This window comes from Moraxella marmotae (genome assembly GCF_042219885.1).
Taxonomy (GTDB): Bacteria; Pseudomonadota; Gammaproteobacteria; order Pseudomonadales; family Moraxellaceae; genus Moraxella; species Moraxella marmotae.
The window spans coordinates 1,557,171-1,577,596 of the sequence record NZ_JBHJHR010000002.1; the positions used below are offsets into that span (position 1 = coordinate 1,557,171).

Below are 20,426 nucleotides of genomic sequence, written 5' to 3' on the forward strand. Positions count from 1 at the left end.
AATCATCATTGAGCTGAGTCAAAACTGGCAAACAAATCATAATCGCTGGCTTCATCGATGACGACGGTTAGCATATCGCCAGCTTTGACCGTGTCATCAATGTTATCAACATAGACATGACCGTCAATCTCAGGGGCATCGGCATAGCTGCGGCAGATGGCGATGTTTTCTTCTGTGTCAATCTCATCAACCAAAACCACAAGGCGTTTGCCGACTTTTTCGGCAAGTTTTTCGGCACTGATGGCTTGTTGGAGTGCCATCAGCCGCTCGTAGCGTTGTTGTTTGATGGCTTCAGGGACAGGGTTTGGCAAATCATTGGCAGCTGCCCCTTCAACTTCTGAATAAGTAAAGCAGCCGACACGGTCAAGGCGAGCTTGTTTTAGCCAGTCCAGCAGATATTCAAAATCCGCTTCGGTCTCACCGGGGAAACCGACCACAAAAGTTGAGCGAATCACAATATCAGGGCAGATGGCACGCCATGCTTGGATACGCTCTAGGGTGTTTTCGCTCATGGCAGGGCGTTTCATTGCTTTTAGTACGCTTGGGCTGGCATGTTGAAAAGGAATGTCCAAATACGGCAACAAACCGCCCATGCCGCCTGATTTTGCCATGCTGTCCGCCATAATCTGCACCACAGCATCAACATGCGGATAAGGATAAACATAATGCAAACGCACCCAAATGCCAAGCTGTGCCATCGCTTCGCACATATCAAAAAACTTGGATTTTAGTGGCTGACCGTCCCAAAAAACCGTTTTGTATTTCAGATCCACACCATAGGCAGAAGTGTCCTGTGAGATGACCAAAAGCTCTTTGACGCCTGATTTTTTGAGTGCCAGTGCTTCTTTCATCACGCTATCGATGGGGCGACTGACCAAATCACCACGCAGCGATGGAATGATACAAAAAGTACAGCGATGGTTACAGCCTTCGGAGATTTTTAGATAGGCGTAATGCTTGGGGGTCAGCTTGATGCCAGCGTCGCTGATGAGATCGATTTTGGGATCATAAGTCTTTGATTTGGTAGGTTTTGGCACATGATGCGTAACTGCCGAGACCACTTCTTCATAAGCGTGAGCCCCAGTTACCGCCAGCACCGCAGGGTGCATGGTACGGATTTTTTCGGCATCTTTGCCCAAACAGCCTGTAACGATGACCTTGCCGTTTTGGTTAATCGCTTCACCGATGGCGTCCAAAGACTCTTGCACCGCCGATTCGATAAAGCCGCAAGTATTAACCACGACCAAGTCCGCACCGTCATAGTTGTTGGCGACCTGATAGCCTTCTTTGGTCAGCTCGGTGATGATGCGTTCGCTATCCACCAACGCTTTTGGACAGCCCAAAGACACAAAGCCGATTTTTGGGGCGTGATTTTGTCCAGCAATAGGGCTGCTGCTGGCGGTTTGTTCGATGCTGCGGTTTTGGTTGTGATTGGCTTTGTGATGATAAGCAGGCTGATTGGCAGCTTTGGGATCAAATACGATGGGGCTTGACATAATGGACTCGTCTGGCTCGTGGCTATTCAAGGTTTTGCCAAATTTTAAACGCTTTGGCTTTATATGCTTGTTGCAATTTTTGCAATTTGCTTTTTGTCATTTGGCAAAATGGGTGGTTATTTTAGCATACTTTGTGCATTTAGCATATTTGCCAAATTTTACACATTGTTCACGCACTGACAAAAACCACCCAAGAAAAAATCCCCAAGCCAGGGGAGACTTGGGGAGAAAGTGATAAGCTTAAACAAGCTACACTAAAAATGGCGCAGCGGACGGGACTCGAACCCGCGACCCCCGGCGTGACAGGCCGGTATTCTAACCAACTGAACTACCGCTGCTAAAGTGGTGGGTGGTAACGGGATCGAACCGCTGACCCTCTGCTTGTAAGGCAGATGCTCTACCAACTGAGCTAACCACCCTAAAATGTTTTGTTTGATACGGTGTCAAGGTATCACATTTTAAGTTTCTAAACTACTTACAGTCAATCACTTAACATCAGTTTGTGTTGCTGTGTTCGTTCGTTGTGGTGCGTATTATATAGAATTTCCCACCAGTGTCAAATGTTTTTATCAAAAAAAATGCGATATTTTTGATAAAGTTTGTAAGTTATTGATATATAATAAGTTTTTTTGGTGGGTTTTTGGCGTATTTTGATAATAAAATCCGCCCACTAACTTTAAGTATCAGCCAAAACCAATAAACCTGTCAAATATCTTGGCTTAATGCCTGCTCAATGTCTTTGGCAATGGCGGCAGGTTTGGTGATGGGGGCGTAGCGATTAATTACCTTTCCATGGCGATTAATCAAAAATTTGGTAAAATTCCATTTGATGTTATCGCCAAACAGTCCGCCTTGCTCGGTTTTTAACCAATCAAAAATTGGGTGAACAGATTCGCCATTGACATCGATTTTATCCATCATCAAAAACGACACGCCATAATTGCGTTGGCAAAATTCACCAATCGCTACGCCGTCATTAGGTTCTTGCTTGCCAAATTGATTGCATGGAAAGCCAATCACCACCAAGCCTTGCTCGTGATAGGCATCGTGCAGTGCCTGTAAGCCTGCAAATTGCGGTGTAAAACCGCATTGGCTGGCGGTATTGACAATCAGCAGTACTTTGCCTTGAAATTGAGTAAAATCAATGCACTTGCCGAACAAATCTTGTGCAGAAAAATCATAAATGCTAGCCATAAATCACCTTTTTTGATAAATCGTACAAATGATAGAAATGATAGGTAGTATAAGGCATTTTGGGCGACAAGATATATTTTTATTGTCAAACTTTTAAAAACAGCCCAAATTTCCCAAAAAACGCCTAAAAAATTTCACAATTCGCCATCATTTTAATAAACCGACCAGTTGGTTTTTATTTTATTAACAAAAATCAATGCAAAATTTGATAAAACAAATCATCAAAGCACCAAAAAAAAGATTGCCAAAAACTTTTAAACTTTGGTATAATGCGTTTAAATTTTTAAACCTATTAAATGATTGCCATTATGAGCCAACAGACCGTTGATATTTTGCGTGAGTGCATTCCGACCTTTAGCGTCTTGGCGGACGAGAACCGTTTATTGATTTTAAAGGTGCTATTTGACGAGCAGCGGATTAATGTCAATGATTTGACCAAGCGGCTGCATCTGTCTCGCCCAGCCATTTCGCATCATCTTAAGCTGATGAAAGATGCAGGGCTTGTGCGTGTTGAGCAGATGGGCAAAGAGCGGTATTATCAGCCGTCTTTTGAGCAAGCAGGCGAGCGGTTTTTGCGGCTGATGGCGGCATTTGTTGCCGATGGCTGTTTGCCCAATTCATCGCCAAAATTGTCTGATTGATAGATATTTATGCTTAATCATGCTTAATTTTAGCGGCTATTTTTTTTAGTTATTTGGTTTAAATTTTTAAACTTATAAACTTTTAATGTATTAACAAATATGGTAAAAATTTCGGAAAATTGATATGAAAACCACCCAAAACCCAACCATGTCAGCACTGCAATTAACCGCTTATAAGCAGCCTTTGATGCTAAATACCACTCCCATGCCAGAGATTGATGATGATCAAGTGCTGGTTGAAGTGTACGCCAGTGCCATCAATCCGCTGGATTTTAAGATTGCACAGGGTGAGCTGCGGTTGATTTTGCCTTATCCGCTGCCACAAACGATGGGCAACGATGTGGCAGGTAAGATTGTCAAAATCGGTAAAAATGTCCAAAAATTTCAAATTGGCGATGAGATTTATGCTTGCCCACGCAATCAACACATGGGGACTTTTGCCGATTTTGTCGCCTTGCACCAAGACGACATTGCCCCAAAGCCTGCAGTGCTGAATTTCACCGATGCCGCAGGCGTGCCACTGGTGGCATTGACGGCATATCAAGCCTTGTTTGAAGTGCTAAAAGTTCAGGCAGGACAAAAAGTGCTGATTTTGGCAGGCTCTGGCGGCGTGGGGACGATCGCCATTCAGATGGCAAAACTTGCAGGCTGTCATGTGGCGACCACCGCCAGTGCTAGCAGTGCCGATTGGCTAAAATCTTTGGGGGCGGATGCGGTGATTGATTATAAAACGCAGGATTTTACCAAGATTTTGCGTGATTTTGATGCGGTTTTGGACACTCAAGGCGGTGATGATCTAAAAAATGCTTTTAAAATCCTAAAATCTGGCGGCAAAGTGGTGTCTGTCGCTGGCATGCCGACCGCCAAATTTGCCAAAAATCGTGGGCTTGGGCTGGTTAAGCAGGCGTTATTTGGCTTATTGTCTTATCCGATTTATCGACAAGCTCGCCGATACCATGCCGATTATGAGTTTTTATTTATGAAAGCTGATGGCAAGCAATTACAAACGATTGGTGAGTGGATACAGCAGGGCAAATTACACCCAATTACTGACCAAGTTTTTGATTTTAAAGATGTTTTTGATGCACTGGCATATGCAAGCACAGGCAGAGCCAAGGGCAAAGTGGTGCTGAAGATGAAATAAAAATAAATATTTATTAAACGATTTATCAAACTGTTTACAATGATTTTAACTTATTCGATTTTAAAAATAAGTGGATTTTGCATTTTATCAATTTAATTTATCTCAATTTAACTTAATGCAATTGAAGTCTAAATTTACCCATTGATTAATTTTAAAAAGGTTTTTTTATGAATTTATCCAATCAAATCAATCAATTAAACCAGCCTTTGACCCTAAAAAATGGTCAAATCATCAAAAATCGCCTATTTAAAGGGGCGATGAGCGAGCAAATCACCAAGGGCAATCGCCCTGATTTGGCGTACGCCAATTTGTATCGCACTTGGGCAAAGGGCGGTGCTGGCGTGCTGGTAACAGGCAATGTGATGGTGGATTATACCGCCTTGGGTTCGGCTGATGATGTGGTGATTGAAGATGAGCGAGATTTGGATTTGCTGACGGCGTGGGCAGCGGCAGGCCGAGAAAATGACACGCTGTTTTTGATGCAAATCAATCACCCCGGCAAGCAATCGCCCAAAGATTTATCACCCACGCCAGTTGCTCCCAGTGCAGTCGGTCTGGGCGGTGCGATGGCAAAATTTTTTAATCCGCCCCGTGAGTTGAGCGAAGATGAGATTTTAAATTTAATTCATCGCTTCGGTCAAGCGGCAAAAATTGCCCAAAAAGCTGGTTTTTCGGGCGTGCAAATTCATGCCGCTCACGGTTATTTGATTAGCCAGTTTTTATCACCAATTCACAATGTGCGGACGGATCAATGGGGTGGCTCGCTGCAAAATCGCATGCGGTTTTTGTTGGCGGTGTATCGTGAAATGCGTCGCCAGACTTCGGCGGATTTTGTGATTGCTGTTAAGCTTAATTCGGCAGATTTTCAAAAAGGTGGATTTAGCGAATCTGAAAGCGTGCAAGTGGTTGAGCAGTTGGTCAAAGAAGGCATTGATATGGTAGAAATCTCAGGTGGTAATTATGAGTCGCCAGCGATGCTCGATGGCGTCAAGCAAAGCACCCAAAAACGAGAAGCGTATTTTTTGGATTATGCCAAAAAGGTCAGATCGGTCTGCACCGTGCCACTGGTGATTACTGGTGGGTTTCGCTCAACCCAAGCGATGGCGGCGGCACTGGCAAGTGGTGATTTGGACATGGTGGGGCTTGCCAAGCCGTTTGCCATCATGCCAGATTTGCCAAATCGCATTTTTGCAGGCACTTATCAGACGGTGCATACGCCACAGCCACGCTTGGGCATTGCCAAATTGGACCGTCTGGTCGGTTCGATGGTTGAGATGAACTGGTATATGTATCAGATGCAGCGTATCAGCCAAGATAAAACGCCTAAGCCAAACAAATCGGCGTGGGCGATTTTTGGACGCATGCTCATCAGTCAAGGCAAAGGAGCTTTTAAGCGAGAGCGTGCCTAAATTATCATGGATATATTTTAATCAAACTTATCAAACTTCTCAAATCTTAAGCCAAAAACCGCCCAATCTGCTGGGCGGTTTTATATTTAAAATACCGACAATCAATGCAATGATTGTTGATTTATTAATGAATCAAACTTTAAAAATCTCACGCAAAATCACTTTATAAAAAGCAAACGCTTCGCAAGCCCCTTGAATGGCTTCGCTTTGGGCATCGCTGTCCAAGCCAAGTTCGTTCAAATGCTCACGAAATTCTTTCCAGTGCTTGCCACGACCATCAGGGTGAGCGTCCAAATGATGCGCACCAAAATTTTCATCATAGCCCAATTTTTCTTTGGCGTCTTTAAACAAAAACGCTGCACCTAAGTTTGAGCCTTCGGCACAGTATAGCCAGCCGATGGCTTTGTTGCCTGTTGGGGCTGGCAGCTCGCCACCAAAGGCGTATTCAGGCTGCTTAAGATCTGCCAAATCAGCAACCACAGCGTCATAGCGTGCCATACTGGCAAGCTCTGGAATGGCTTGGTTTAGCGTTTCATCTTTGTAGATATTATCAACAATTTTATGAAATACTGATTGTAGATTTAAAAATTTGACATAATTTTCTGGATTGTCAAAAGGCTTGACAGACATCACCAAATTATCCACGCTGTCGTGCGTTGCTCGAGTTTCTTGTTTTAGGCGTTCGGCGAAGGTTGGACTGGACATACTGTTCTCCTAGTTGGATTGGTTGGGTAACACTACTTATAAAAACTTAAAAATTATTGCATTTATGGTCAAATCTTTGGCTAAATTGATGCCTAAAATTTATGCCCAAAATTTGGCGTTAAAATTTGTATTCCAAAGCAAGGGCAAAGTTACGACCCGGTGCGTAGAATCGCTCTAGACCTTTACCATCTGCATCAACAGTGTTGGTTGTACCATAGCTATTTAGACCCCGCAGAGCGTCCCAAGTGTGGTATCTTTGGTTAAATAAATTATAGACACCAGCTCGTAGCGTGATGCTTTCATTGGGTTTGTAAAATCCAAAAATATCAAAGGTATAAGCTGCTTTATTGAGATATTTGGCGGCTGTGGTTTCTTTGTACAGCTCGTGGCGTGTGCAAATTTCTTCGTCAAACCAATAATCATACTCGTATGCTGTGCAGCGTTTTTTAACATCTTCGACTTTGGCATTGCGGGCGTTTTTGCCACCCAAATGGCTTAGGCGGCTAAACACGCCCCATTTACCATCAGGCTGTTCATAATCTAAGCCAATGATGACTCTGGCAGGCTGAATGGATAATAAACTGCTGTCCACTGATAGCTTGCCTTTGCTATAACCAAAAGAGCCAAATGCTTTCCAGCCTTGCGGGGCGTTGGTGATGGTGTCTAGGTTTAATTTGCCTTGCAGTTCTAGGCCTGAGATTTTGGCTTTGTCAATATTCACCGTTTGATTGACTGGGGTTTGATAAGTGCGTCCGTATTCGGTTTTTTCAATCAGACTGGTTTGCTCGGATAAAAAATCCCGATAGCGTGATTGATAAGCACTGACATCAAGCACACCATAATTGCCATAGCCTTGCAGTGATATGCTGTGGCTGATACTGCGTTCTTGCTTTAAATTTGGATTGGATTGCCAAGTGCCATATGGGTTTTTAAAGCTAAAATACATCTCTGACGCAGTTGGAATGCGATAGCCTGTGCCAATCTGATAGCTGGCTTTCCAAGCTGGATTGAGTTGTAGCTTAAGATTGGCAAATCCGCTCCAAACATCAAAACTTTTGCCAGCAGGCTTGCCTTCGGCTGTGCAAGCGGTGCTACATTTGGCATTCAGATTTTGTGGGCTGACTTTTTCGTGATCATAGCGGATACCGATGTCGCTAGACAAGGCATCATTCCACCAAATGCCGTCTTTGAATGACAATCCCAGTTGCTCAGTACGCATTGGGTGCTGAATGGTATAAATGTCTGTGTATTCATAAGATCGACCGATACCACCACGATCGTGGTTGATATTTTCAAAATCACGCCGTGCAATATGGGCTTTAAGAGCAAGACTGTGTTCACCACCTAAGGCAAATGGCTGAAAGTCGCCACTGAAACTTAGGCGTTCAAAGCGGTTTTTTATGCGGCGATCAAAAATTTCGTCCAATTGTTTTGCATTGGTTTGCCAATCTCGTCCGCCTTTGTAATTGATGGCAGAAATTTCAGCTTTTTGATGATCATACTCGGCACGCAAGCCAGCTAGCCAAGTGCTGGCAGGTGTGTATTCATAAAAGATGTTGCCATTGGTACGCTTTTGGCGATCATCGGCTTCACGCCATGCGTTAGAATGCAAATTATAAGAGCGTTCGTCGGTGTAGTTTTTGCCATTTTGACCGTTGATCGAAATGCCAACTCGATGCTCTGGGTTGATTTGCCAAGCCAGCTTGCCCAAGTAGCTGCGTTGTCGGTGTTCGGCAGGATCAGGTTTTTGGCTTTTGTCGCCTTGGGTTTCAAAGCCATTGCCGTTACTTTTGAGTTCATGACCTTTTCGCTCGGTGTATAAAGCAACCATTTCAAGGGCATCACCCTGATAGCCCACGCCGACAGTATTTGTCCATTCGCTATTTTTACTATTATAGCCACTACGCACCATAGTGCCAAAATCTTTATTATCTTTGATAATATCACTGGCGTTCAGTGTGCGATATTCAACATTGCCGCCCAACGCACCACTGCCTGCCGTAAACGAATTGGAGCCTTTTTGCAGTTCGATGTTACGCACCAGTTCGGTGTCGATGCTTAATCTTGATGGATTAAAATTACCATAGCGTGAGTACAGGGTGTTTTCTTCTGAGTCAGGCAGGCTGACACCATCAATACTGATGCCCACCCGATTGCCTTCCACGCCACGCATGGCAAAGCCTTTTAGGTGGCGGCCGCTGTCGGCGATGCCCACATCAGGACTGTAACGCACCAAATCACGCACATCACGAATCATTTTATTATCCAGCTCTGTACGGCTGATTTGTTCGGTGCTGGCGACTTTATTGCGTACGCCTTTGACTTTGATGGTCTCAAGCGTGACACTGGGGTCGGCTTGAGTTGGAGCATTGTCCGCATCGGCAAAAGCAGGGGTGCTGATGATGGCAACGATGCTGGCAACCATCGGCAATAATCGAGTGTTTAACTGTGAATAATTCATTAATAAAAACCATTATTAATTTATAAATAAAAAATTAACGATAATTATTATCATCAATAAGTACAAATAATAACCAAATTTTCTCAATTTTGCAATACTTTAGCATAAAAATACACATCAAGTTACATTCAAAACAAAATGCAGCCAATTTAGAAAATTTGGTTTTGGGCGGATAATGGTGGTTTGTCAATTTAAATCAGCCAAATTTGCACCGCCGAATTTAAGTAAGCCAAATTTGAGCAAGATAAATTTGGATAAGTTTAATTTGGCAAACTTAATTGAAGTAATTCAATTTGGGCAACTTAGATAATTTGGGCAATTTAGGCAAGTCCAGCCCATTTGTCTTTATCTTTGAACATGCATTCATCAAAAACCACGCAAGCACCGCATTTTGGCGTGCGTGCCATGCAAGTATATCGTCCGTGCAGAATTAAATAATGATGGGCGTCGACCAAAAACTGGGCAGGAATGCGTTTCATCAGGGCTTTTTCGACCGCCAGCACGGTTTTGCCAGTGGCAAGCCCTGTACGATTACCAACACGAAAAATGTGCGTATCGACCGCCATCACAGGCTCACCAAAAGCGGTATTTAGCACGACATTGGCAGTTTTGCGACCCACGCCTGCCAGTGCTTCTAGCTCATCTCTGGTGCGGGGGACTTGTCCGCCGTGCTTATCCAGCAAATCTTGGCAGGTTTTGATGACATTGGCGGCTTTTGAATTATAAAGTCCGATGGAGCTGATGTGGCTTTTTAGTCCGTCCAAGCCCAAATCGAGCATCGCCTGCGGTGTATTGGCGATTTTGAACAATTTGTCGGTAGCAAGATTGACGCTTTTGTCGGTGGCTTGAGCAGAGAGCATGACGGCGATGAGCAGTTCAAATTCGCTGCTATAATTAAGCTCGGTAACAGGTTCTTTGATGTGAGCTGCCAATTTTTCAAAAAAAGCCAAGCGTTTTTCGCTGTTCATCGCTCGTGATGGTGGTGTTTCGGCAGTTTTGGCGGTGCTGATTTTGGTGGATTTGCCAGTTTTGCTCGCTTTGCCAGATTGGGCGGCAGCAAGGGCGGCGGAAGTGATTTTTTTATTCATGATTTTTAAGTTAAATTTGCAATAAAATAATAAAAATGAATGATAAAATTTATATAAACTAAATTTAATACAATAAATAAATTAATTATTAATTAAAAATTCATTAATAATTAATGGTTGTGTGGTTCGCCACACTGTCGGCAAGTTTTGTAAAAAGACAAACCCCGATCAAAATCGCTGTCAGTTTGATGAAATAATCCACCGCAAAATGGGCAGGTGCTTTTGGCAAGGGCAATCGCTCCGACAATATAGAAATAAATAAAGAGCAAAATCAAAGCAAAACCGCCATCTAAGCCAAAATTAATCAGACACCATACGATAAGTACGGCAACAAATGGCGAAATTTGGCAAAATCTCGCCCAAAACATCATACTGCGATATTCACGCATTTTGTCTTCATAAGACAGTTTGGCAGGGTGTTTCATGGTTTTTTGTCCGTTTTGGTGTGCTTGTCGTGCTTGTGTTCGCCCACGCCTTCCCAGCTTTCTAGTCGCTTGATGATTTTGCCAAACAGTGTGTGGCGTTTGTATTCGCCGTGCTTGTTTTTGTCATCAATCGCCATGCCAGACAATAATGCCAACGCTTCGGCGATATGCTCGATGGCGTAAATGTGAAACTGCCCAGCTGCCACCGCCTGTACGATGTCGTCTCTTAGCATCAGATGGGCGATATTGGCACGGGGCAAGATGACCCCTTGACTGCCGTCCAGTCCTTTTTCACGGCAAGCGTCAAAAAACCCAGCGATTTTGGCATTGACACCGCCAACTGCTTGAGCCTGTCCAAGCTGATTCATGGAGCCTGTGATGGCAAGGTTTTGGGCGATCGGAATATTGGCAAGTGCTGACAGCAAAGCACAGGCTTCGGCTAAGGTGGCACTGTCGCCGTCAATTTGCCCATAGCTTTGTTCAAATGCCAGCGACGCACTGAAATTTAGCTCGCAAAATTCGCTAAACAGCGAACGCAAAAAACTGGACATAATCAACATGCCTTTGGCGTGCAAGCTACCACCAAGCTCAACATCTCGCTCAATGTCCAAAATCTCGCCATTGCCAAAATTTGGCTGAATCAGGGCGGTCAAGCGTGCTGGCAGTCCAAACTCACTGTCGGCATAGCTGATGACGGTCAGGGCGTTGATTTGCCCAATCGCCTGCCCTGTGGTGTAGATGAGCTGTTGTCCGTTTTGGATTTCTTGCCAGTACAAATCCTTAAGATAGCTGGTGCGTTCGATGATGTCGCTTAGGGCGGTTTGGACATGGCTGGTATTGACGGTTTTGGCATTTGCCAATTGGGCGATGCGTGCCGACTCAAAGAGCAGTCCAGACAGTCGGTCGGCGTGCAAGTCCAGCTTGTTTTTGTCATCGCTAAACTCGGACAATTTGTCAATAATCGTGGCAAAGGCGGTATTATCAAACGCAGGCAGCTGATGGGCTTTGATAATATCAACCATCTTTAGCACCATGCCGTATTCGCTGGTATCGTCTCGCTTGATGTCATCATGAAAATCGGCACGAATTTTAAACACAGCGTTAAATTCTGGTTCAAATTCTAGCAATTCATAATACAAATCCGCTTCGCCCAGCAAAACCACCTTAACATCCAGTGCCATGCTGTCAGGCTCAAGCGACAGACTGCCTGTCAAAGTCAGCATCTGCTCAAGGCTTGAGATTTTGATTTGTTTGGACTGCAAGGCTCGCTTTAGCCCTTGCCAAGCATAAGGGTGCTCGAGCAGGCTTTGGGCTTCTAACAGCAAAAAGCCGCCATTTGCCTTGTGCAATGCCCCAGCACGAATCATACTCACATCGGTCAAAACCGTGCCAAGTTCGGTGGTGTATTCAATGTGGCCGAGCAGATTTAGGTGCGTGGGCAAATCTTCAAACACAATCGGCGCACCAGCATCTGGCTTGTGGCTGACCAACACATTGACCGCATAACGGCTGGGCGTGTCGCTCAATGCCGATGCCACAAAGTCTTCATCGTCTTCGTTGATGATGCGTGCGACATTTTTGACCATATCGTCCTGCATGGCGTGCAGGTGGGTGATGGCTTTTGGGTGATTGTCAAAACTTGCCAAAACCTGCCGAAAAATCGGCTCAAGCACTTTTAGGGCAAGCGTTTGGTTAAGTTCATCTAATTGATTGTGCGTGTTATTTTCTAGCGTTTCTAGTGCCAGCTGGGCGTCTGATAGCTGTTTTTGTAGATCGGCAAGGGCTTGGGCATCAAGCGGCTTTGTCTCATCAATCGCCATAAATTGCATTCGCCCATCGCTGGTGGCTTTTAGCACCAAATTATGGGCTTTGGCGTGTTCGTTGATGATTGATAGCCGTTCATTTTGGGCAAGATCAATGGCGGATTTTATCAGATGGATTTGGCTTTGGTGTGCATCGCCAAGCAATTTGGCACTCAGCTTTTTTTTGGCAAGTTGCCACAATTTGTGTAGTTTTTGTTGAAAAACAATCGCCATGCCAGCAGGGAAATTGATGGCAATCGGACGGCGTGAATCATCAAAATTATGCACATAAACCCAGTCGTCAGGCGTCGGCATCTGTTTGGCTCGCTCACTAAGCAGTCGAGTAATCAGCGTGCGTTTGCCCAAGCCATTTTCGCCAACAGCAAACACATGATAACCACTGGCACGGATATCCAGTGCGGTGTTGATGGCTTTGATGGCACGACTTTGCCCAAAATCCACATCAGGCTTTGGCAGGCGAATGCGGCTGGATTTTGGCAATTTGTTGGCGTCGGTGTAGCGTTTGAGTTCGCTAGCCATCAATTGGTGCTTGGTTTTTAGAGTTTGGTAATCTTGTGCTTTCATAAAATCAGCTTAAGCTTAATAAAAATAATGCAAATCTGGGTAACAACGCCACGAAATGCCAAAAAACGCAGTCAGTTTGCTCAAAAAAGGGTATTTTAGCAGATTAAAGCATGATAAAATAGGCAAACTTTTGATTTTGCACGCCAAGCGGTGATGGTGGTATGATAGATGGTATAATGACTGTCATGGCTTTGCTGGCTTTTATTAATTATTTATAATAGACTTATTAAAAATATGAACATTAAATATGCCAAAATCGCCAATCAAGCCGAATCTTTTGCCGCCGCTATCGCTCAAGCTGCCGACACTTTGGCAATCAGCATCTCGCCTGAGCAAATTGGGCAGATTTTGCGGTATTTGGACGGTTTGCTCTTATGGGGCAAGGCGTATAATTTGACGGCGATTACAGACCCGAATGAAGCGTTGATTAAGCATATTTTTGACTGTATGGCGATTGTGCCAGATTTGCCGTTTTTGGACAAGTCCGACATTCGTCTGCTGGACATTGGCACTGGGGCAGGTTTGCCATCGGTGATGATTGCCATTTTATGCCCCACTTGGCAGGTCGATGCTTTGGATAGCAATCAGAAAAAAATCCGCTTTATTCGCCAGATTGCCAGCGAAATTGGCCTAAAAAATATCCGTCCTGTGGCGGCACGCATTGAGCATCACCAAGCCGATGAGCCACACGCCTACCAAGTGATTACTTCGCGGGCGTTTGCTGCTTTGCTTGATTTTGTCAATTTGGCAGAGCCGTGCTTGGCGGCCGATGGCGTGCTGTACGCCATGAAGGGCAAACTTCCCACCACTGACGAAAAGCAGGGGCTGGAGAGCTGGCAAATTGACACCAAGGTTATCAGCGTGCCAAAACTTCATGATGATCGCTGTGTGGTGTATTTGTCAAAATCATCGTAAGTTGGGTTGATTGATTTGTTGGTTTATTTAAATTATTTGGTTAAATTATCCAGTCAAATTGTTGATTAAATTTACCCATTTACAGTATTAATGAAACAGTATTAATTAAAACTGAATAAATTTTAAGGTTTTTATCATGGAAATTATCGCAATCGCCAACCAAAAAGGGGGCGTTGGCAAGACCACCACCACGGTCAACCTGGCAGCAGCTCTGGCTTTGATTGCCAAGAAAAAAGTTTTGCTGATTGATTTGGATTCGCAAGGCAACGCCACCACCAGTGTCGGCTTGGATAAAAACACGCTACAATATACCATGGCAGATGTGCTGCTTGATGGTGTGGCGTTGGCAGATGCCATCATGCCAACCGAAAGCGGCTTAGATGTCATCGGTGCCAATCGTGATTTGGCAGGCATTGATGTGTCGCTGGCAGGCGTGGCGGACGCACCGTTTTTGCTCAAGCAGGCGATGGCGGACGCTGTGGCAAGCGGACAGCTGGCCTATGATTATATCATCATGGACTGCGCACCAAGCCTTAGCATGATTACGGTCAATGCTTTTGCTGCCACCGATGGCGTGATTATCCCCATGCAATGCGAGTATTACGCACTTGAAGGTGTGGCGGATTTGATTGCTACTATTGACAAGCTAAAATCAATCAACCCCAAGCTGCACATTCGTGGTGTGGTGCGGACATTGTTTGACTATCGCAACACGCTGGCACAAGATGTTTCGGCGGAATTGGTGCGGCATTTTGGCGATTTGGTGTATCAGACCAGCATTCCACGCAATGTGCGACTGGCAGAAGCACCAAGTTTTGGACAGTCGATTTTTACTTACGAAAAATCATCAAAAGGTGCGATTGCCTATCATATGCTGATGAATGAAGTTGTCGCCCAAAGCAAAGCACATGGGTGAAACTGATGTCAAAAAAGCGTGGATTGGGTGCTAAGCGTGGCTTGGACGCACTACTAAACGGCACTAAAGTTGGGCGGCAGGTGATTGATGTGGTTGATGACGCCAAAACTGCCTTGACAGTCGAGCAAGTGGACAAACCAACCAAGCCAGTTAAGCTAGCCGAGTTGGCTGAATCGGTTGAGTTGGCTGAGCCAGTTGCTGAGCCAATCAGTCGGCCAAGTGCGGACGATTTGGCACAAAATTTATCAGTAGCCATCAATCAAACAGCAAAAGCCAAAATTGATGAAATTGATGAAATTGATGAAATTGATGAAATTGATGAAATTGATGAAATTGATGAAATTGATGAAATTGATGAAATTGATGAAATTGATGAAATTGATGAAATTGATGAAATTGATGAAATTGATGAAATTGATGAAATTGATGAAATTGATGAAATTGCCGCCGAGTCGCCAAAAGCCGATGCACCGCCAGAGCCTACGATACCGCTAAATGCCTATCAGCAGGAGCAAATCTCGCTGTTTTGGTGGTATGGCTTGACGGACATTCGGGCTTGATGGCTTTTGCTGATTGTTAGGCGTTATAAATTTAGATAAACTTTGTAAAATTTGTAGAAAAATTTGTTAGATAATTGAGTGCGGACTGGAAATTGTCATGATAAAAAAGCGTGGATTGGGTACAAGTCGTGGGCTAGATGCACTGCTTAGCGGCATCAATGCGGAGAAAAAAATCATCGCCGATGTGCAGTCATTGGCATCAGAGCCTGCAACCGACAAAGCGGCAGCAGCTGATGAATTGACCGACAGCAAAGCAGCCGATAAAGCAGCCGACAAGGCAGAGCAAACCAAAAAATCTGGCAAAGCCGACAAAAAAGACAAAGCCAAAAAATCCAAAAAATCCGCCACGCATTCACCAGATGCGTCCATCGCCACTGGCGAAAAAGTCGCCTTGGTGCAGATTGCGGTCAATCGCCTGCAGTCTGGCAAATATCAGCCACGCCGTGACATGAACGAAGATACCCTAAACGAGCTGGCATTATCCATCAAACAGCACGGCATCATGCAGCCGATTGTCATTCGTCCGCTATTGTCCGATGAAGACAAATCCAGCGACAGCGTAACCCATGAGATTATCGCAGGTGAGCGGCGTTGGCGTGCTGCCAAGCTGGCAGGGCTTGAACAAGTGCCTGCCATCGAACGCATTTTGTCCGATGAGATTGCCATTGCCTTGGCGTTGATCGAAAATATCCAGCGAGAAGATCTGAATGTACTGGAGCAAGCGGCGGCATTGCAGCGGTTTCATACCGAATTTGGCATGAGCCATGCGATGATTGCGTCTGTGGTCGGTAAGGCACGCACCACAGTATCAAACTTGATGCGGCTAAACCATTTGCACGATGCGGTCAAGCAGCACATTTTGGACGGTGCGATGGACATGGGTCATGCTCGTGCTTTGCTGTCTTTGTCGCACGAGCAGCAGCCAATTATCGCCAAAAAAATCGTCGATGGACAAATGACCGTGCGAGATGCCGAGCGTTTGGTCAAATCGATCTTAGATCCAGAACCCAAAGCCAGCGTCCAGCCTGATCATGAGATTTTGGCACTAAGCCAGCAGATTTCTGATGCACTGGGGGCGACCGTCAAGCTAAAAGCAGGCAAGGACGGCAAGGGCAGCGTGGAAATTTTCTTTTATAGCCATGATGAGCTTAATGAATTGATTGATAAATTGCGTCAATAACCAGATGTTTGCCTTATCAACCATTCGCTTGTTATGCCATTTGACCACAGAAGTGACATCATGACCGACAGCACCAACACCGATAACACCAACAAAGCCGACAGCTTACAAATCGGTAAATTTGCCATTTTTTTACGCTTAATCGGCTATCTAAAGCCGTATTGGTGGGCGTTGCCTTTGATTGTGCTTGGCTTTGCCATCGGTGCTGGCACGCAGGTCGCCATCGCCAAATTGTTCCAGTTTATCATTGATGCCATCAATGCCGCCAACCGTGAGCGAATCACTTGGTTTCCATTTCTAGTGATTATTTTGTTTGTGTTTCGTGGCTTGGGGCAGTTTTTGGGCGGTTATTATTCGGCGTTGGTGGCACGCAGCTTGGTTTATACTTTGCGTGTACAAGTTTTTGATAAATTACTAAAACTGCCGTCATCATTTTATTTACAAACGCCAGCTGGCTCCATCTCAAGCAAGCTGATTTTTGATGTTGAGCAAGTTACCGCCGCCAGTAGCGAAGCCTTGACCACGCTTTTGCGAGATGGCCTGATGGTGATTGCTTTGCTTGGTTATTTGTTTTATAGCAGTTGGAAATTAACGATGGTGATTTTTTTGGTGTTGCCGCCTGTGGTATGGCTGGTCAATAAAGCCGCCAAAAAATTTGCCAGCTTATCGGCAGGTATCCAAGACAGCATGTCGCAAATTAGCCATATCACCAACGAAGCCATCACTGGCTATCAAGTGGTCAAAAATTATGGCGGTCAAGCCTATGAAGCCGAACGCTTTAACCAAGCGTCCCAAAAAAATCTCACCCAAGGGCTAAAAATCGTCGTAGTCAATGCCATCAACTCGCCAATGGTGCAACTGATGATGGCAATTGGTATGTGTTCGGTGGTGTGGCTGTCGCTGCGTCCTGAGATTTTGGGCAATACCACTGCAGGTGAGTTCGTGGCGTATTTGACCGCTTTGGGATTGTTAAATGCACCTATCAAATCCTTAACCGATGTCAATGCCAAATTACAGCGGGGTATCGCCGCAGGGCATTCGATTTTTGGGCTGATTGATTTGGCAGACGAGCAAGATACAGGCGTTTTGACACCGCAAATCCAAGGGCAGATTGAGTTTGATCAAGTTACGCTAAAGTTTGATAACGGCGTAACGGCGATTGATAACTTTAGCTTAAATATCAAAACTGGCGAAACGGTCGCCATCGTGGGACGCAGTGGCTCGGGCAAAACCAGCCTTGTCAATCTGCTCACTCGTAGCATTGAGCCGACAGCTGGGCGGATTTTGATTGATGGTGTGCCGCTTAACGAGATTCGCCTGCAGAGTTTGCGTGATCAGATTGCCATGGTCAATCAACAAGTGACGCTATTTTTGGACACTATCACCAATAACATCGCCTATGGCACTTTGTCCGATCGCAGCCGTGAGCAGGTGATGGCAGCTGCCAAAGCCGCTTTTGCCCATGATTTTATCAGCAAACTCCCCCAAGGCTACGACAGCCAAATCGGTGCCGAAGGCTTACAGCTGTCTGGTGGTCAGCGTCAGCGTCTGTCCATCGCTCGTGCTTTATTAAAAGATGCACCGATATTAATTTTGGACGAAGCGACTTCGGCACTGGATAACGAATCGGAATTTTTTATCCAAAAAGCACTGGAAACGGTGATGCAAGGGCGTACCACGATTGTCATCGCCCACCGCCTATCCACCATCGAAAAAGCCGATCGCATCGTGGTGATGGACGCAGGGCATATCGTGGAGATGGGCAGCCATGATGAGTTGCTTGCCAAAAAAGGTGCGTATGCAGCGATGTATGAGCGGACATTTGATGAAAATTAATCCAAAAATTGGGCAAAAACTGGGCAACGGGAGCGTGCGATGAAAAAAGCCGAATTGATGCTGACGCACGCTTGGCAAACACAATCGCCGCTGCTTGGCGTGTTAGCCCCTTTGTCGGCACTGTATGGCACGGTCAGCCGAGTGCGTAAGCTTTTGTACCAATCGGGCAAATTGAGCGTTTATCATGCTCCTGTGCCAGTGTGGGTGATTGGCAATATCACCGTGGGTGGCAGTGGTAAGACGCCGCTGATTATTGCTTTATTAAAGCATCTGCTGGCGTATGGCGTCAAGGTGGCAGTCATCAGTCGTGGCTATGGCGGCGATACTCAAGCGATGCCAAGACTGGTCAGCCCAAGCAGTCAGCCCAGCGAAGTTGGTGATGAGCCGTGCTTGATTGTCCAAAGTTTATCCGCCTTGGGTCATCAAGTACCGATGGCGGTCGGAGCCAATCGTGATGCGGTGATTGAGCTGCTTTTGGATAATTTTTCTGATATTCAGCTGATTATCAGCGATGATGGCTTGCAGCATTATGCCTTGCACCGTGACGAAGAGTGGATCGTGGTCGATGCCATGCGTGGCTTTGGCAATGGCAAATTGTTGCCACAGGGGTTTTTGCGCGAGCCAGTAGAGCGGCTTGATGGGGCGACGGTGATTTATCATGATAAAACCATCACCCAAGGCGATAAATTCGCCATGACGCTAAAAGCAGGCGAGTTGATACCGCTTATGGACAGTGCCGATACTGATTTGAAACCGCCCCAATTGGGCAGTCGTGTCCATGCCGTCAGTGGTATCGGCTATCCAGCACGATTTTTTGCCACTTTGAGTGATTTGGGCTATCAGGTTGTGCCGCAGCCATTTGGTGATCATCATGATTTTTGTTACCAAGATTTGCTGGGTTTGGACGATTTGCCAATCATCACCACCGCCAAAGATGCGGTCAAATTACGCAAACTTGCCGAACACAGCGAGCAAATTACTCAAGACAAGCAGGCGATGGCAGCGATTTTTAACAACATCTGGGTATTGCCTGTTGAAGCGGTGCTGTCTGATTCACTGATTGCACACATTCATACTTTGCTTGATAAATATCAGCTGGGCAACAGGGCAAATTTGGACAATTAATTTAACAAATTTTAATTTATAATCAATTTTTATTAATATAAAAAAGGGCAAAAATGCAAAAAATTCACTTGGTTATCCCTGCTCGTTATAAGTCCACGCGCTTACCGGGTAAGCCGCTACTTAGCATTCACAATCAGCCGATGATTTTATGGACTGCCAAAAAAGCCATGCAAGCGACTTTTGCCGATTCTGTCTGCGTGGCGACCGATGACGCTCGCATTTATCAGACTTGTGCAGACGCTGGCGTGCGTGTGCTGATGACTGATGACAATCACCCATCAGGCACGGATCGCTTGGCACAGGTGGCAAAAGATTTGCAATTTGCCGATGATGACATTGTGATTAATATGCAAGGCGATGAGCCGCTGGTGCCGCCAGTACTGCTTGAGCAGGTGATGCAGCTTTTGATTGATAATCCTGATTGTGCGATGGCGACTTTGTGCGAGCCGATTGGCGACATGGACGAATTTTTGCGTCCATCGGTGGTAAAGGTAGTCAAGGACAACGCCAATCGTGCTTTGTACTTTAGCCGATCGCCGATACCGCATGACCGTGATGGTGCAGCGGCAGGGCAGACTGTACCAAATAACGCCTTTCGCCATCTGGGGCTGTACGCCTACCGTGTGCGTGTCTTAAAGGCGTTCACCAACTGGCAGCAAGGCGTGCTTGAAAAACTTGAAAGTCTTGAGCAGCTGCGTGTGCTTGAAAATGGCGAGCGGATTGCCATCGATGTTGCCAAAGTTGCCTTGCCAGCTGGTGTTGATACGCCAGCGGATTTACAGCGGCTGAACGCCATGCCGATTGATGAATTTTTGGCGTATTGATTGGCTTGCCAATTGGTTAAACAGTAAATTTAATCAATCTGCCTATAAACATTAATGCAAGCACAAACACAATCATCAACACAAATAAGGCATCTTGGGTCAACCTTTGGCTTTTTGGGA

Annotated in this window: 17 protein-coding genes and 2 tRNA genes; 10 read left to right on the forward strand and 9 right to left on the reverse strand. The window is 45.4% G+C overall.

The annotated features are described in order from the left end of the window. Window positions 1-5: 5 nt before the first annotated feature. The 4 genes from rimO to ACFBZI_RS07135 form a co-directional block, all read right to left on the reverse strand. Complete coding sequence (gene rimO, locus ACFBZI_RS07120; protein WP_375715691.1) at window positions 6-1,496, reverse strand: 30S ribosomal protein S12 methylthiotransferase RimO; 1,491 nt, start codon at window positions 1,494-1,496, stop codon at window positions 6-8. Between the two features lie 261 nt (window positions 1,497-1,757). Further along, window positions 1,758-1,834: transfer RNA gene (locus ACFBZI_RS07125), tRNA-Asp, on the reverse strand. A gap of 5 nt (window positions 1,835-1,839) precedes the next feature. After that, window positions 1,840-1,915 (reverse strand) — tRNA-Val (locus ACFBZI_RS07130). Between the two features lie 286 nt (window positions 1,916-2,201). Next, complete coding sequence (locus ACFBZI_RS07135) at window positions 2,202-2,690, reverse strand: glutathione peroxidase (protein WP_375715692.1); 489 nt, start codon at window positions 2,688-2,690, stop codon at window positions 2,202-2,204. 308 nt (window positions 2,691-2,998) lie between these two features. On the opposite strand from ACFBZI_RS07135, the gene ACFBZI_RS07140 reads away from it, so the two are divergent. The 3 genes from ACFBZI_RS07140 (at window position 2,999) to ACFBZI_RS07150 (ending at window position 5,884) form a co-directional block, all read left to right on the forward strand. Beyond that, window positions 2,999-3,331 carry an ArsR/SmtB family transcription factor gene (locus ACFBZI_RS07140; RefSeq protein WP_375715693.1) on the forward strand — a complete coding sequence of 111 codons (333 nt, stop codon included), beginning with the start codon at window positions 2,999-3,001 and terminating at the stop codon, window positions 3,329-3,331. A 124-nt stretch (window positions 3,332-3,455) separates the two neighbouring features. Continuing rightward, window positions 3,456-4,475, forward strand: coding sequence for an NADP-dependent oxidoreductase (locus tag ACFBZI_RS07145; RefSeq protein WP_375715694.1), 1,020 nt, complete (start codon window positions 3,456-3,458; stop codon window positions 4,473-4,475). 167 nt (window positions 4,476-4,642) lie between these two features. Next, window positions 4,643-5,884, forward strand: coding sequence for an NADH:flavin oxidoreductase/NADH oxidase family protein (locus ACFBZI_RS07150; protein ID WP_375715695.1), 1,242 nt, complete (start codon window positions 4,643-4,645; stop codon window positions 5,882-5,884). Window positions 5,885-6,016: 132 nt separating this feature from the next. Here ACFBZI_RS07150 and ACFBZI_RS07155 read toward each other — a convergent pair whose 3' ends face one another. The 5 genes from ACFBZI_RS07155 to ACFBZI_RS07175 form a co-directional block, all read right to left on the reverse strand. Beyond that, on the reverse strand, window positions 6,017-6,589 hold the full coding sequence (locus ACFBZI_RS07155; RefSeq protein ID WP_375715696.1) for a biliverdin-producing heme oxygenase: 573 nt from the start codon (window positions 6,587-6,589) through the stop codon (window positions 6,017-6,019). A gap of 118 nt (window positions 6,590-6,707) precedes the next feature. Beyond that, the gene (locus ACFBZI_RS07160; RefSeq protein ID WP_375715697.1) at window positions 6,708-9,050 is read right to left on the reverse strand and encodes a TonB-dependent hemoglobin/transferrin/lactoferrin family receptor; all 2,343 of its coding nucleotides are present in this window, start codon (window positions 9,048-9,050) and stop codon (window positions 6,708-6,710) included. Window positions 9,051-9,370: 320 nt separating this feature from the next. Then, window positions 9,371-10,018, reverse strand: coding sequence for an endonuclease III (gene nth, locus ACFBZI_RS07165; RefSeq protein WP_375716334.1), 648 nt, complete (start codon window positions 10,016-10,018; stop codon window positions 9,371-9,373). A 230-nt stretch (window positions 10,019-10,248) separates the two neighbouring features. Continuing rightward, window positions 10,249-10,563, reverse strand: coding sequence for a hypothetical protein (locus ACFBZI_RS07170; RefSeq protein ID WP_375715698.1), 315 nt, complete (start codon window positions 10,561-10,563; stop codon window positions 10,249-10,251). After that, on the reverse strand, window positions 10,560-12,950 hold the full coding sequence (locus tag ACFBZI_RS07175; protein ID WP_375715699.1) for a Lon protease family protein: 2,391 nt from the start codon (window positions 12,948-12,950) through the stop codon (window positions 10,560-10,562). Before ACFBZI_RS07175 ends, ACFBZI_RS07170 begins: the two co-directional genes overlap by 4 nt. A gap of 234 nt (window positions 12,951-13,184) precedes the next feature. Between ACFBZI_RS07175 and rsmG the strand changes: the two genes are divergently transcribed. The 7 genes from rsmG to kdsB all read left to right on the forward strand — a co-directional run bounded on the left by rsmG (window position 13,185) and on the right by kdsB (window position 20,306). Next, window positions 13,185-13,865 carry a 16S rRNA (guanine(527)-N(7))-methyltransferase RsmG gene (gene rsmG, locus ACFBZI_RS07180; protein WP_375715700.1) on the forward strand — a complete coding sequence of 227 codons (681 nt, stop codon included), beginning with the start codon at window positions 13,185-13,187 and terminating at the stop codon, window positions 13,863-13,865. Between the two features lie 136 nt (window positions 13,866-14,001). Beyond that, on the forward strand, window positions 14,002-14,781 hold the full coding sequence (locus tag ACFBZI_RS07185; RefSeq protein WP_375715701.1) for a ParA family protein: 780 nt from the start codon (window positions 14,002-14,004) through the stop codon (window positions 14,779-14,781). Between the two features lie 5 nt (window positions 14,782-14,786). After that, window positions 14,787-15,341: a hypothetical protein gene (locus ACFBZI_RS07190; protein WP_375715702.1), complete on the forward strand. Its 555-nt coding sequence runs from the start codon at window positions 14,787-14,789 to the stop codon at window positions 15,339-15,341. A gap of 97 nt (window positions 15,342-15,438) precedes the next feature. Continuing rightward, on the forward strand, window positions 15,439-16,521 hold the full coding sequence (locus ACFBZI_RS07195) for a ParB/RepB/Spo0J family partition protein (RefSeq protein ID WP_375715703.1): 1,083 nt from the start codon (window positions 15,439-15,441) through the stop codon (window positions 16,519-16,521). Between the two features lie 60 nt (window positions 16,522-16,581). Then, window positions 16,582-18,357 (forward strand): lipid A export permease/ATP-binding protein MsbA, encoded by a 1,776-nt coding sequence (gene msbA / locus ACFBZI_RS07200; protein WP_375715704.1) that lies wholly within the window; start codon window positions 16,582-16,584, stop codon window positions 18,355-18,357. A 39-nt stretch (window positions 18,358-18,396) separates the two neighbouring features. Beyond that, on the forward strand, window positions 18,397-19,482 hold the full coding sequence (gene lpxK / locus ACFBZI_RS07205; protein WP_375715705.1) for a tetraacyldisaccharide 4'-kinase: 1,086 nt from the start codon (window positions 18,397-18,399) through the stop codon (window positions 19,480-19,482). Between the two features lie 53 nt (window positions 19,483-19,535). Further along, on the forward strand, window positions 19,536-20,306 hold the full coding sequence (kdsB, locus tag ACFBZI_RS07210; protein WP_375715706.1) for a 3-deoxy-manno-octulosonate cytidylyltransferase: 771 nt from the start codon (window positions 19,536-19,538) through the stop codon (window positions 20,304-20,306). Window positions 20,307-20,426 lie beyond the last annotated feature (120 nt).

Coding starts and splice junctions, on each gene's coding strand:
- msbA (WP_375715704.1), top strand. CDS start 16,582: ATGACCGACAGCACCAACACCGATAACACCAACAAAGCCGACAGCTTA.
- ACFBZI_RS07160 (WP_375715697.1), bottom strand. CDS start 9,050: ATGAATTATTCACAGTTAAACACTCGATTATTGCCGATGGTTGCCAGC.
- ACFBZI_RS07185 (WP_375715701.1), top strand. CDS start 14,002: ATGGAAATTATCGCAATCGCCAACCAAAAAGGGGGCGTTGGCAAGACC.
- rsmG (WP_375715700.1), top strand. CDS start 13,185: ATGAACATTAAATATGCCAAAATCGCCAATCAAGCCGAATCTTTTGCC.
- ACFBZI_RS07150 (WP_375715695.1), top strand. CDS start 4,643: ATGAATTTATCCAATCAAATCAATCAATTAAACCAGCCTTTGACCCTA.
- ACFBZI_RS07135 (WP_375715692.1), bottom strand. CDS start 2,690: ATGGCTAGCATTTATGATTTTTCTGCACAAGATTTGTTCGGCAAGTGC.
- rimO (WP_375715691.1), bottom strand. CDS start 1,496: ATGTCAAGCCCCATCGTATTTGATCCCAAAGCTGCCAATCAGCCTGCT.
- ACFBZI_RS07170 (WP_375715698.1), bottom strand. CDS start 10,563: ATGAAACACCCTGCCAAACTGTCTTATGAAGACAAAATGCGTGAATAT.
- ACFBZI_RS07190 (WP_375715702.1), top strand. CDS start 14,787: ATGTCAAAAAAGCGTGGATTGGGTGCTAAGCGTGGCTTGGACGCACTA.
- kdsB (WP_375715706.1), top strand. CDS start 19,536: ATGCAAAAAATTCACTTGGTTATCCCTGCTCGTTATAAGTCCACGCGC.
- ACFBZI_RS07140 (WP_375715693.1), top strand. CDS start 2,999: ATGAGCCAACAGACCGTTGATATTTTGCGTGAGTGCATTCCGACCTTT.
- ACFBZI_RS07145 (WP_375715694.1), top strand. CDS start 3,456: ATGAAAACCACCCAAAACCCAACCATGTCAGCACTGCAATTAACCGCT.
- ACFBZI_RS07195 (WP_375715703.1), top strand. CDS start 15,439: ATGATAAAAAAGCGTGGATTGGGTACAAGTCGTGGGCTAGATGCACTG.
- ACFBZI_RS07155 (WP_375715696.1), bottom strand. CDS start 6,589: ATGTCCAGTCCAACCTTCGCCGAACGCCTAAAACAAGAAACTCGAGCA.
- nth (WP_375716334.1), bottom strand. CDS start 10,018: ATGAACAGCGAAAAACGCTTGGCTTTTTTTGAAAAATTGGCAGCTCAC.
- lpxK (WP_375715705.1), top strand. CDS start 18,397: ATGAAAAAAGCCGAATTGATGCTGACGCACGCTTGGCAAACACAATCG.
- ACFBZI_RS07175 (WP_375715699.1), bottom strand. CDS start 12,950: ATGAAAGCACAAGATTACCAAACTCTAAAAACCAAGCACCAATTGATG.